The 12,423-nt window shown below is 70.1% G+C and carries 11 protein-coding genes; 7 read left to right on the plus strand and 4 right to left on the minus strand.

Features of this window, described 5'->3' with window-relative positions; all coding sequences use genetic code 11:
- Positions 1 to 113: 113 nt before the first annotated feature.
- From D7Y11_RS05095 to D7Y11_RS05105, 3 genes are all read left to right on the plus strand, one after another.
- The gene (locus D7Y11_RS05095; RefSeq protein WP_120576488.1) at positions 114 to 497 is read left to right on the plus strand and encodes a hypothetical protein; all 384 of its coding nucleotides are present in this window, start codon (positions 114 to 116) and stop codon (positions 495 to 497) included.
- 25 nt (positions 498 to 522) lie between these two features.
- Positions 523 to 2,178: a sigma 54-interacting transcriptional regulator gene (locus tag D7Y11_RS05100; RefSeq protein ID WP_120576487.1), complete on the plus strand. Its 1,656-nt coding sequence runs from the start codon at positions 523 to 525 to the stop codon at positions 2,176 to 2,178.
- A 64-nt stretch (positions 2,179 to 2,242) separates the two neighbouring features.
- Positions 2,243 to 2,743 (plus strand): hypothetical protein, encoded by a 501-nt coding sequence (locus D7Y11_RS05105; protein WP_120576486.1) that lies wholly within the window; start codon positions 2,243 to 2,245, stop codon positions 2,741 to 2,743.
- A 27-nt stretch (positions 2,744 to 2,770) separates the two neighbouring features.
- On the opposite strand, the gene D7Y11_RS05110 is transcribed toward D7Y11_RS05105, so the two are convergent.
- A complete protein-coding gene (locus tag D7Y11_RS05110; RefSeq protein ID WP_120576485.1) occupies positions 2,771 to 3,403 on the minus strand; it encodes a TetR/AcrR family transcriptional regulator in 633 nt (210 codons plus the stop codon).
- Positions 3,404 to 3,483: 80 nt separating this feature from the next.
- Here D7Y11_RS05110 and D7Y11_RS05115 point away from each other — a divergent pair, with 80 nt between their 5' ends.
- Entirely contained in the window at positions 3,484 to 4,386 is a 903-nt protein-coding gene (locus tag D7Y11_RS05115) for an SDR family oxidoreductase (protein ID WP_120576484.1), read from the plus strand.
- A 293-nt stretch (positions 4,387 to 4,679) separates the two neighbouring features.
- Here the strand turns inward: D7Y11_RS05115 and D7Y11_RS05120 are convergent, their stop codons facing one another.
- The 3 genes from D7Y11_RS05120 to D7Y11_RS05130 all read right to left on the minus strand — a co-directional run bounded on the left by D7Y11_RS05120 (position 4,680) and on the right by D7Y11_RS05130 (position 9,253).
- Entirely contained in the window at positions 4,680 to 5,159 is a 480-nt protein-coding gene (locus tag D7Y11_RS05120) for a PaaI family thioesterase (protein ID WP_120576483.1), read from the minus strand.
- Between the two features lie 17 nt (positions 5,160 to 5,176).
- Complete coding sequence (locus D7Y11_RS05125; RefSeq protein WP_120576482.1) at positions 5,177 to 5,521, minus strand: VOC family protein; 345 nt, start codon at positions 5,519 to 5,521, stop codon at positions 5,177 to 5,179.
- A gap of 135 nt (positions 5,522 to 5,656) precedes the next feature.
- Entirely contained in the window at positions 5,657 to 9,253 is a 3,597-nt protein-coding gene (locus D7Y11_RS05130) for a serine/threonine-protein kinase (protein ID WP_233607200.1), read from the minus strand.
- 89 nt (positions 9,254 to 9,342) lie between these two features.
- Here D7Y11_RS05130 and D7Y11_RS05135 point away from each other — a divergent pair, with 89 nt between their 5' ends.
- Genes D7Y11_RS05135 through D7Y11_RS05145 form a run of 3 tightly spaced genes read left to right on the plus strand, consistent with a single transcriptional unit; the run spans position 9,343 to position 12,366 of the window.
- Positions 9,343 to 10,149 carry a S9 family peptidase gene (locus D7Y11_RS05135; RefSeq protein ID WP_120576481.1) on the plus strand — a complete coding sequence of 269 codons (807 nt, stop codon included), beginning with the start codon at positions 9,343 to 9,345 and terminating at the stop codon, positions 10,147 to 10,149.
- Positions 10,150 to 10,204: 55 nt separating this feature from the next.
- Positions 10,205 to 11,518, plus strand: a complete 1,314-nt coding sequence (locus tag D7Y11_RS05140; protein ID WP_120576492.1) for an AAA family ATPase — start codon at positions 10,205 to 10,207, stop codon at positions 11,516 to 11,518.
- Positions 11,515 to 12,366, plus strand: a complete 852-nt coding sequence (locus D7Y11_RS05145; RefSeq protein ID WP_120576480.1) for an aminoglycoside phosphotransferase — start codon at positions 11,515 to 11,517, stop codon at positions 12,364 to 12,366. Before D7Y11_RS05140 ends, D7Y11_RS05145 begins: the two co-directional genes overlap by 4 nt.
- Positions 12,367 to 12,423: the final 57 nt, after the last annotated feature.

Consider the following 12,423-nt stretch of genomic DNA (forward strand, 5'->3'; position numbering starts at 1 on the left):
GGTTCGACGCGTCGAAAGGGGGGGCTGGAGCGACTCCTCCGAGGGGGCGGGGCATGGCATCGCGGTTGCTTTGGGGGAGGAGGCGTCACCTCAACCCACCTAGGAGCAAGACCATGGGCACTCCCTCCGTGATTTTCGTCGCCAACAACACCAGCGGTGCCAACTGGCTGCCGGGCACTCCCACCATCGACCACGGGGCCCTCAGCCCGTCGGCGCCGCCCAACGTGTCGACGCAGGCGGGCCCTCAGAACCTGTTCACCGCGGAGCCCAACTGGGGGCTGATGGGGGACGAGGGCGCCGTGACGTACTCGTGCGGCGCCAGCCCGTCGACGGACCAGTTCGTGCTGTGGTGGGACAACCGCTGGTCGCACGCCTCCGGCCCTGGCGTCATCGCGAAGAGCAGCAACTACGACATCTCCTCCACGGTGTCGTTCAGCCAGGGCTCCGGCAACTACACCGTCACGGTGAGCCTGGCGCCCAAGGCGGCGAAGCGCTGACGCGCGTGCGGTAGGGTCGTGGGCCATGCCGCACGACCCCCTCGCCGATGTCTCCACTGCCGCGATGAAGGAGCGCGGAGGCTCGCGGGCGGCTCCCCGCGCCGTGCCCGCGCTGACGGTGGTGTCCCATCCGGTGCCCCGGCGCGTGGGGGAGCGGCTGCTGTTGGACGCGGTGGTGGCGGGGCGGACCCTGGCCCTGTCGCGCAACGGGCCGGACTTCGCGAAGCCGGGCAGCTCGCTGGGGCTGCCGCTGGCGGATCCATTCGTGAGCCGCAAGCCGCTGGAGCTCTCCGCCCTGCCGGATGGGGGCGTACGCCTGACGGTGCCGGAGGACGGCACGCACGTGGTCGCGGCGGGCGTGCCGCTCCATGGCGCGAGGGACTTCGGGCCGGCGGAGTTGATGGACGGAGTCGCGCTGGAGCTGTCGGGCCGCGTGGTGCTGCTGCTGCACACGGTGGAGCTGGACGGCGAGGGCATGGCGGACACGCCGGGCATGGTGGGCGAGAGCGCGGGCCTGCGGCGGCTGCGCAAGCACATCGAGCGGGTGGCGGACCTGGACGTGTCGGTGCTCATCCGGGGCGAGACGGGCACGGGCAAGGAGCTGGTGGCGCAGGCCATCCACCAGCTGTCACCGCGCCGGGATGGGCACTTCGTCAGCGTCAACCTGGGGGCCATCCCCAAGGAGCTGGCGGCGGCGGAGCTGTTCGGTTCGCGGAAGGGCGCGTACTCCGGGGCCACGCAGGACCGCGAGGGCTTCTTCCGCGCCGCGCACGGGGGCACGCTGTTCCTGGACGAGGTGGGCGAGGCGCCGCCGGAAGTGCAGGTGATGCTCCTGCGCGTGTTGGAGACGGGCGAGCTGTACCCCGTGGGCGCCAGCCAGCCGGTGAAGGTGGACGTGCGGCTCATCGCCGCGACGGACGCGCACCTGGAGGATCAGATCCGCGACGGGCGCTTCAAGGCGCCGCTGCTGCACCGGTTGGCGGGCTACGACCTGCGCGTCCCCGCCCTGCGTGAACGGCGCGAGGACGTGGGCCGGTTGTTCTTCCACTTCGCGCGCGAGGAGCTGGCGGCGCTGGGAGAAGCGGCGCGGCTGGACACGGAGGATCCGCACGCGGAGCCGTGGCTGCCCGCGCCGCTGGCGTCGCGGCTGGTGCGGGCGGCGTGGCCGGGGAACATCCGGCAGCTTCGCAACCTCACTCGGCAGCTGGTCATTGGAAGCCGGGGGCAGGCTCGCTTGCAGCTGGATCCCCAATTGGAGGAAGCACTGGGCTCGGCGGCGGGAGCGGGGGCCGCGCCGATTCCGCGAGGAGCACAGGCCTCGGCTGGCGTTCCCGCGGCTCCGGCTCAAGGCGCCGACGCCCCGGAGGCGCGCGAGGCGGCGGTGCCCCGGCGCAAGCCATCGCAGGTGACGGAGGCGGAGCTGCTGGCCGCGCTGCGGGCGAGCGCATGGGACCTGAAGGCCACGGCGGACGCGTTGGGCATTCCACGCCCGTCCGTCTACGACCTCATCGAGCGCAGCCCGAACCTGCGCACCGCCGGGGACCTGGGCGCGGACGAAATCATCCGCTGCTTCGAGACCTGCGGCGGCGACCTGGACGCGATGGTGCGCACGCTGGAGGTATCGAAGCGCGCGCTGGGGCGGCGGTTGAAGGAGTTGGGGCTTACGGCGAAGGTCCCATGAACGCAGTGGCACGCTTGCTGCTGAGCCGTCGCGTCATCCGTCTTCATCCCCTGGAGGGTTCCCCATGCGAAGCCGCGTCCTCTTCCCGCTGTGCCTCACCGGACTGCTGCTGGCCTGTGCCAGTGGCGCCCGTTCCACCTCATCCGAAGCCGCGTCGTCCGACAGCGAGCCGGTGCAGCCCTGCACGGTGAACCCGACGCCGCCCCAGGCGGACGTGCTGGTGACCATCACCGCCAGCACGGACGGTAAGGTGCACTTCAGCAGCACGACGGTGAAGGTGCTGCCCGGGCAGACGGTGGGCTTCGTGTCCCAGGTGCAGCAGGACCGGTGCATCCGCGTGCATGAAAGCAGTTTCCTCGAGGACCCTCGGCGGAACCCCCTGTCGGTGCCCGCGTGTCAGGTCGCTTCCTGGACGCTGAGCTCCGGGGATGAGCCGGGGACGAGAACGTCGCTGTGGTCCTGCCCGACGAGCGACTGCTCCAAGTGCACGCAGCCCACGCAGTCCGATGGCATCCGACAGACCATCAACGGCACGCTGGAAGTCACCGGGCGCAACGAGGACTGACGCCCGCGCCCCGTGATGCGGACCACGTCAGGGCTTGCGAGCCCTGACCGGCCTGGCGGACTGCCGTGGCGGCGCGGCCGGAGCCACGGGAGGACTGGTGCTCGCGGTGACGGCCTTGAGCTCTTCGAGGCCGAGCTGGATGTGCCGTGAGAGGTCCTGCGCCTTCGGGTCCTCGAGCCAGCGCTCGAACGCGACCTTGAAGACGGCGATGCCTGCCTCGGCGGCCAGGCTCGCGGTGGGCTCGGTGACGCCGCGCTTTCGAAGCGTGTCCGCGGCGGCCGAGGCGAGGGAGGCCAGCTTGATCAGCTCGCGCTCCCGCAGTTCCGAGTGCGCGGCGAGGAGCGCCTGGCGCGCCCGGGCATGCTCGCGGCGGTCCTTGAAGAAGGGGGCCAGGGACTCGAGGGCGGCGGCGACCGTGTCGAGCGGCGCGGTCCCCTGAGGGGCCTCCGCGATGGTGGAGACGATGCGCTTGTGGAGCGCGTCCGAGCCTCCGAACAGGACCTCCTTCTTATCGGTGAAGTAGCGGAAGAACGTCCGCTCGGTGAGCCCCGCGCGCGCGGCGATCTCCTCCACCGTCGTCCGGTCGTACCCGTGCTCCTGGAACAGGCTCATCGCGGCCTGTGCAAGCCGGTCTCGTGCGTTGGGTTCCCAGCGGCCCATGGGTCCAAGCTTAACCTGATTGCAGTCACTGACATCACTTGTTAGTAGTGATGTCAGTAGCTGACATCAAGGAGCTTTCCATGCGCGTATTCGTGACGGGTGCGTCTGGTTTCATCGGCTCGGCGGTCGTCCCTGAACTCTTGGGGGCAGGGCATCAGGTGGTGGGGCTTGCCCGCTCGGATGCTTCGGCCCGGGCCCTGGAGGCGGCGGGGGCGGAGGTGCATCGCGGTTCGCTGGACGACCCGGACAGCCTGCGTGCGGGAGCGGCGAAGGCGGACGGCGTCATCCACCTGGCGTTCATCCACGACTTCTCCCGCTTCGCGGACTCGGTGCGTGCTGACGCGCGCGCGATTGAATCCATGGGCAAGGCGCTCGAGGGTTCCCAGCGGCCCCTCGTCATCGCGGCGGGGTTGCTGGGCCTGGCGCCGGGACGCATCGCCGTGGAGACCGACGCGGCGGCTCCATCGGGGCGCGGCGCGTCGGAGGCGATGATGCTCGCGCTGGCCGAGCGCGGTGTGCGCACGTCCATCGTGCGGCTTGCACCGTCGGTTCACGGCAAGGGCGACCACGGCTTCGTGCCGCACCTCATCGCTTCCGCGCGGCGCAAGGGCGTGGCCGCCTACGTCGGGGATGGGGCGAATCGCTGGCCCGCAGTGCACCGGTCCGACGCGGCCCGGCTCTTCCGGCTCGCGCTGGAGCGGTCCCCCGCGGGTTCAAGGCTCCACGCCGCGGCCGACGAGGGCGTGCCAGCCCGTGACATCGCGGCTGTCATCGGCCGCCGGTTGGGGGTGCCGGTCGCTTCGAAGACGCCAGCGGAGGCGGGCGACTTCCTCGGCTTCCTGGGGACGCTCTTCGCGATCGATGCTCCTGCGTCGAGCGCCCGCACGCGTGAACAGCTCGGCTGGCGACCCGAAGGGCCCGGGCTCCTGGCGGACCTCGACGACGACCACTACTTCGCACCGGACGCTGGCACGATCCTGTGAGCGCGATGGAGGAGCGCTGGCGTCCCGGTTCTACGGGCCGGGTCTGACACGAGGCCGCTCGGGAGTCGCTGGACCGGCGGCGTCCTGCTGTCCGATGGGCGAGGGGAGGGCGCACGTTCGCGCAAATCGGACGACAAGTCTGTCCGTCCGCACGGATGAGAAGGTGAGAGCCCGGCAGGGCCTCCCCGGCCGCAGCGCACGAACCTGTCCGACAGTCGGACAGGTTTTGGAAGGTCGCTGGCAGGAGGTGGGGAGCGGGGAGGTCTGGGCGACGCTGCCCCGGATGACTCAGCTCAGCCCGAAGTCTCCCGCTGGCTCACGGCCATCATCGTCGCGAGCATGGTCGCGATGGGCTTGAGGCCCGCATCGGTCTCCGCGAACACGTCACCCGTGGTGACCGTGAGCGTCCGGCCGGGCTTCGTCACCCGGCCCTGCGCGATGAACTTCCGGCCCGCGGCGGGCGCGAGGAAGTTCACCTTGTACTCCACCGTCAGGACGGCGGCGTCCACGGGCATCAGCGAGTACGCCGCGTAACCGCATGCACTGTCGACGATGGCCGTGACGATGGCCGCGTGCAGATAGCCGTGCTGCTGCGTGAGGTCCTCCCGGAACGGCAGCTCGATGATGACTTCGCCCGGTGCCACGGAGATCAGCGACGCGCCAATCGTGTCCATGACGCGCTGGCGCGCGAAGCTGTCGCGAACGCGTTGCTCGAAAGCGGCGTCCGCTGGGGTGAAGACCCGCGGTCCAAAGGGTGGCCTGCCTGTGCTCATGGAAATGCTCCAGGTGGTCAGCGCTGGGGGGCGCTGCCGAAGCCGAGCTCGTTCCCGTCGGAGTCCCGGTAGGTGGCCCTGCGGACGCCGTCTTTGTACGTCTCCTGCTTCTCCGCGTGGATCCCCCGCTCGGCGAGCCGGGCCACGAGGCCGTCCAGGTCGTCCACGAAGATCGAGAGGTTCGCGTGGCCCGCGTGCTCGGGGCGTTCATCGATGAAGATGGACCGGTGCTCCGCGAGATCCCACACCGCCTTCGTGGGCGTGGCGACGAGCGTGGGCGGTCCGCCGAACAGTCGCGAGTACCAGTCGCAAGCCGTGGCGTAGTCCGAGACGGCGATTCCGGCGTAGAGGGCGAGCGGCATGCGCCGACGCTATGAACGTTGCATCTGCGCGGCAACACCTGGAGCGGCGAAGATGCCGTGCATTCACCAACCCGCGCCAGGCCGTCATGCGCGGTGGCTCAAGCAATGCCTCCTCACGGCACGCAGTGGGTGCCGTCATTCCGGTGGCAGCTTCGCGAGTGCGCGACGCAGATCATCGCGCAAGATGCTCGCGTCCTTCCACCGGGGGCGCGCGGTGAGCACGGTCTCGGTCAGGGACAGTCCCTGCTGGAGGTGGGCTCGTGCGTCCGGACTGGAGGCCGTCGCGCCCCATTCGCGAAGGAGCGCGCTGTAGGCCAGGCGCGGATCCAGGTTCTCGGGATCCAGCTCAAGTGCCTTCTGGAAATCGCTCGCCGCGGCCTGGAAGGACGCGTCTGGTTTCTGTCCCCGCCGGGCCTCCTCGCGAGCCTGGAGCGCCCGCGCTTCTCCCCGCCAGCGCCATGCCTGTGCGAGTGATGGGTTGAGCTTCAACGCACGCTCCAGCGCCTCCGTGGCCTGAGCGAGCGCAGGTCGTGGATCCTTCCCGTGCCTCAGCGCGTACGCGGCCACGGTGTGGTGCACCTGGCCCAGGTTGGCCCACGGCTCCGCGAGTCCGGGCAGCAACGTGGTGGCCTGCTGGAGTTCGACCTGAGCTTCCTTCGCGCTCGCGGTGGGATCCTGGTCGCGCAGCAGGCGCCAGGTCGCGCGCCACATGCGCACTTCACCCAGGTTGTTGTGCGCGAAGCCCACCTTGGGCGCGATGGCGATGGCTTGCTGGAAGGCCTGCTCCGCCTGGTCCAACAGGGGCTCTGGTGAATCTCCCCGGTCCCACGCCTCGCGGGCCTGGTCGAGCAGGATGGTGCCCACGCCGTTCTGGAGCGGCGGCAGCTTCGCGTTGATGGCGACGCCCTGGCGATAGGCCTCCAGCGCGCGGGCGAGTCCTGGCCCCGCGTCGCCGCCGTGATCTCGCAGGCGCAAGGCGAGCGCGCGGTGCACCTCCGCCAGGTAGAACCACGCGACGACGTGCCCCGGGTCGAGCGTGCTCGCGCGCTCCAGTGCCGTTCGAGCTTCCTCCAGGTCCGCGTCCTTCGACGGTGCGCGCGGATGGTTGGCCCGGTTCACGTAGGCCGTGCCCAGGTTGATCCACGCATCCGGCCGCTTCGCGTCCAGCGCCAACGCCCGTCGGTAGGACGCGATGGCCTGTTGCCGGAAGGGCAGCGAGTCCCCGCCTCGCCCGTCCTCTGAATCCGCCCACACCTTGAAGACGAGCCCCAGGTCCAGGTGGAAGTCGTAGTCGCGCGAGGACTCGGGAATGGATTCGAAGGCGGCGACGGCGGCCCGCAGTTGTTCGCGCGGATCCTCGTTCCGGTCCTGACGGTACCGGGCCCACTGCCACCAGCCCATGGCCAGCGCGTGGCGCGCCTCCACCTTCTCGGGAGCAAGCCGCAGCGCCTCCTTCGCCGCGTCGAGCGTGCGTGTGAGGAGCGGCTCCACGTCGCCTCCACTGCTGAGGCTCGCCTGCGCAAGGCTCCGGTGGAGCAGGGCCTCCAGCACCCAGGTATCCGCTTCATCGGGAGCCGCCGTGCGCGCGCGGGAGACGGCCTCCATCCCGCGCGTGTACGCGGGCAGCACGTCTCCCTTGCCGGACAGTTCCTGGAACAAGGCCTCCTGCTCCAACTCCGCCCGCGCTCGGTGCACGGCGGACACACTGCGGCCGATGTCCGCCGCCGCGTCGTAGGCCCGCCGTCCGGCCTCCAGGTCGTCCCGGGCCGCGTCGCGTTCACTCGCCAGGGCATGGCGCACGGCGCGAGCGAGCAGCACGTCGCCCCGGAGCCGTGGCGCTTCGTGGAACCACGGCAGCCGCGCGCCCAGCGCGTCCAGTGACTTCAGCGCGTCCTCGAAGCGTTCCTGATGGAAGGCGCGAAGGGCCTCCGCGTATTCGGGGGCGGGCACCTCCGCGCCTCGGCCCTGCTCCAGGAAGGCCAGTGCCGGGTCACGAGAGTGCGTCCAGGCTTCGCGCCGCTTCGCCTCGCGGCTGGCCGCGTCCGGGATGCGGTCCGCCTCCAATCGCTCGCGCTGGTAGCGATGGCCCAGCACCAGCGCGAGCGCATACGCCACGCGAGGCTCACGGAAGCCCTTCGCCCAGGCGGTCTCCAGGTGCGTGAGCGCGGACTCCTCGTCCCCCAGCGCCAGGAACCCGCGCCCCAAGGCGTAATGGCCCGGGCTTTCCGCGACGGGACCTGCGTCGCGCATGGAGGCTTCGATGTCACGCATGCGGGCGCGCATCGCCTCGCGGTCCGGCCGCGTGTCGTGCAGGGGCGCCTGGCCGGAGTAGCGGGCCTGGGCCTCGATGCGTTCGACGCCCTCGGTGAAGCGCCGGGTCAGGGCCTCGCGCCGAGACACTTCCCGCCGGGCCATCACGCCCTGGCCCACGGCGCCCGCCACGGCGAACCCGGTGATGCTCGCGACGACGACGGCGACCCTGTGACGGGCCATCCACTTGCGCACGCGGTACGTAGGGCCCGTGCGCGCGAGCACCCGGTCGCCTTCGAGGAACCGCGTGAGGTCGTCCGCCAGTGTCCTCGCGGATCCGTAGCGCCGCGAGCGGTCCTTCTCCAGACACTTGAGGACGATGGCCTCCAGGTCCGCCGGAATCCCGGCGTCCAGCTCCCGAGGACGGCGAGGCTCCTGGGTGGCGATGCGGCCGAGCACCTCCAATCCATTGGCACCGGTGACAGACGGTTGGCCGGTGAGCAGGTGGTACAGCGTGGCGCCCAGGCTGTAGATGTCCGCGCGCCGGTCCAGCCGGGTGACTTCGCCCCGAGCCTGTTCGGGGGCCATGTACTGGGGCGTGCCCAGCACGGTACCGGTGGCGGTGGCGGCATCGTCGCTGGACCAATCGCGCGCCAGGCCGAAGTCCATGACGTAGGGGCGCAGGGCGCCGTCCTCGCCACGCTCCACGAGGATGTTGGAGGGCTTGAGATCACGATGCACGAGCCCGGCCAGATGGGCCGCGTGCACGCCCAGCGTGGCGTCACGGAGCACGAGCGCCTTCTGCTCCACGGACAGCGTGCCGGCGAGCGTGTGCAGCGGCGCCCCCGCGATGTACTGCATGGCGATGTACGCGCGGCCCTGGACTTCACCGACCTCGTACACGCGGCAGACGCGTTCGTGGTCCACGCGGGCCTGGGCTCGGGCCTCGGAGATGAAGCGGCGGGACAGCTCCGGGTCCTCGTCGCGAACGAACTTCAGCGCCACGTCGCGGTGCAACCGCAGGTCCCGCGCGAGGAAGACGCGCCCCATGCCGCCCTGACCCAGGAAGCGAATGGGCCGGTAGAGCGTCCAGTGCGGCACCGGAAACGCGGGACCGTCCACCACGGCGGCGGGGGCCGCGCCTGGAGGCAACGTGTCGTCGGCGGTGTCTGGCGGATGCGCCACGCGCTCGGGCGTGGCGTGCGGCGCACCGTCGCGCGGACGTTCCTCCTCGATGGGAGGTGCATGCGGTGCGCTGTCGCGCGGGGACTCTCCCTTGCTCGCGGGGAGCGGCGTCTCCACCTCCAGGCTTCGGCGCAGCGACACGAGCGAATCCCCGGTGAGCCGCCCCCGCTCCACGAGGAGCTGCAACGGGGACACTCCGCGCCGCCCCGCCTCCTCGCGCAGGGCGTCCACGTCCTCACGGGAGAGCAGGCCTTCGGCCAGGGCCATGCGCAGCTCCGCTTCATTCGCCTCAAGCACGCGGGGAGCGTACCGGAGCCCCCGGCCTCCACGCACGGCGGCGCGGCGCGACTTGCGGTGCCCGGCCGCCCGTTCCCAAGATGCGCGGCATGAGCTCCATGTGGGTCCTGGAAACGCCGCAGCCGCCGCCGGACGCGCGCATCGCCTATGGCGAAGCCCCGCAGCAGTTCACCGAGCTGCGCAAGCCCAAGGGCAAGGGCCCGCACCCCGTGGTCCTCTTCGTCCACGGCGGCTTCTGGCGCGCGGAGTACGGCCTGGAGCACGCGGGCCACCTGTGCGCGGACCTGACGAAGCGCGGCTTCGCGACGTGGAGCCTGGAGTACCGGCGCGTGGGCCAGGACGGCGGCGGCTTCCCCGGCACCCTGGAGGACGTGGCCTCCGCGGCGGACCACTTGATGAGCGCGGCTCCGTCGCTGGGGCTGGACCTCTCCAACGTGGTGGCCATGGGCCACTCCGCGGGCGGACACCTGGCCATGTGGCTCGCCGCGCGGCACCGCCTCACACCGAAGCATCCGCTGTACCGCGATGCCCCGCTGAAGCTGAAGGGCGTGGTGTCCCTGGCCGGCGTGCTGGACCTCGCGCAGGGCGCCGCGCTGGACCTGGGCAACGGCATCGTGAAGACCTTCATGGGAGGCACCCCGGAACAGGTCCCGGAGCGCTACGCCGTGGCGTCCCCCGCCGCGCTCCAGCCCCTGAAGCTGCCGCAGGTCCTCCTCCATGGCACCGAGGACGACACCGTTCCGCTGAAGGTCAGCGAGGGCTTCCACGCCCGGGGCATCCAGCAGAAGGACCCCGTGCACCTGGTCCCCCTGAAGGGCGCGGGCCACTTCGAGCTCATCGACCCGCGCTCCAAGGAGTGGCCCCGCGTGGTCCAGGCCGTGCGCACCCTGCGCTGAGCGACAATGCCAGTCGGGCATCCCTGTCGTCGTATGCACTGGTATCGTGCCGTTCATGTACCTGAGCCGAATCTCCATCCGGAACTTCCGCGGCATCGAGGAACTCGACTGGGAGTTGCCGCCCAAGGCTCCACGAGCCGGGTGGCATGTGTTCATTGGAGACAACGGAGTGGGGAAGAGCTCCGTCCTGAGGGCCGCGGCACTCGCGCTCGTCGGATGGGAAGAGGCGCCCATGCTGCGCCTCAACTGGAATGACTGGGTGCGCTTCGGTACCAGTTCGGCGAAAATCCATCTCCGGGTCGAAACCGATCCGAAGGCGGATCGGCTTCCCGACCGGTCCACCGTGAAAGGGCCGCTGCGCGTGGGCGTCGACGTGCTCCGTCACCCCAAACCGCGGGTCGTCGGGTCCCCGCAGTGGAGGACGCGCGGCGCGCCGCCCGAGTCGAACATCTGGTGGAGCCCGCACGGATGGTTCTCGGCGTCCTACGGGCCGTTCCGCCGATTCACCGGCGGTGACCGGGAGTGGGAGAAGCTCCTTGAGGCGCAGTCGCGCGTGGCTCGCCACCTCTCGATTTTCGGCGAGTCGGTGGCGTTGACGTCCGGTCTCAGGTGGCTGTGCGAGCTCGCGCTGCTCGAGTACACGCCGGGAGGACGGCGGAAACCGAGCGCTGCACCCGTGACCGTGGACAAGGTGATCACGTTCGTGAACCAGCCCGGGTTTCTTCCCCATGGGATGCATATCGACGAAGTCACACCGCACGAGGTCGTGTTCCGCAATGCCTCCAAGGCGCGCGTGCCAGCGGAGAACCTGAGCGACGGGTACCGTGCCGTCCTCAGCATCACGTTCGAATTGCTCCGGCAGCTCTCGCTCGCGTACCCCAAGCTCGCGCTCTTCGACAAGACGGGGAGTATCGTCTCCCGGCCCGGCGTCGTGATGATTGATGAGGTCGATGCACATCTTCATCCGACCTGGCAGCGGGAGATTGGCCCCTGGTTCTGCAGGCACTTTCCCAACATCCAGTTCATCGTCACGACCCACAGCCCGCTGGTCTGCCAGGCGGCGGAGTCTGGCACCGTGTTCAAGCTCGCCGCGCCGGGTGCTGACGAGGAGTCGCGGTTCCTCACTGGCCTCGACCGGGAACGTCTTGTCTTCGGCAATGTGCTTGAGGCTTTCGGAACCGGTGCTTTTGGTCTGCAGCGGACGACCCGCTCGCGCACGTCGCAGGCGCGCGTCGATGAGCTCGCGGGCCTGAACGCCAAAGAACTGACGGACGGACTGACGAAGAAGGAGATGGCGCGGCAGCAGGAACTGCGGCGGTCCTCCCCGACCGTCGCGTACGTTTCGGAGCCGCGGGAGCCGAAGGCATGATCCGGCTGTCCCCATTGCGCCTCGACACGAAGGTCGCGAAGCGGCTGAAGGCGTATCAGCGCGAGGTCCTCGCCCTTCGCGGCTACACCGCCCGCGTCGCGGAGGCGAAGCGGCTCTTCTCCCGGTACAATGCAAAGAAGAACGCGACCTTCACGAGCGTGAAGGAGGTTCTCACGCGAATGTGTTCCGGCGCACGGCGCTGTTCCTACTGTGAAGACTCCGTGGCCGACGAGGTCGAGCACATCTGGCCGAAGGATCTCTATCCGGAGCGTGCCTTTGTCTGGGACAACTACTGCTACGCGTGCGGTCCCTGCAACGGTCCGAAGAACAACCAGTTCGCGGTCTTCGTCGGCACGAGCCGCAGCCCCACGCTGCTCGCCCACCCCAAGCGCAAGAAGGGCCAGCCCGCGCCCACGCTCAAGAAACCTGCCGCCGGCAAGCCGGTGCTCCTCGACCCGCGCAAGGATGATGCCACGCAGTGGCTGACGCTCGACATCCTCAACACCTTTGAATTCGTCGTGACAGCGAAGGGCAGGACGCGCGACGAGGCCCGGGCGAAGTACACGCTGAATGTGCTCGGACTCAATCGTGTCCCCCTACCGACCGCTCGTAAGCAGGCCTTCGACGGGTATCGGGCGAGGCTGGGGGAGTACTGCGCGGAGAAGCGCGCAGGTGCGTCCGCCAAGCGTCTGAAGCTGCTGCGAGACGCGCTCCTGCAGATCAGCCACCCGACCGTGTGGGTCGAAATGAAGCGGCACCACGCGAAGGTTCCCGCGTTGAAGTCGCTCTTCGCCGAGGCGCCCGAGGCGCTGACCTGGGTGCCAATCCCGGGCGCTGCCGCTCCCTGAGCGGCCAGCCAGCCGGGCCCTCTGCTCCCGGTCCGGATGGGGAACCGGGGGGAGCGC

This window comes from Corallococcus sp. AB018, from assembly GCF_003986945.1.
GTDB lineage: Bacteria > Myxococcota > Myxococcia > Myxococcales > Myxococcaceae > Corallococcus > Corallococcus exiguus.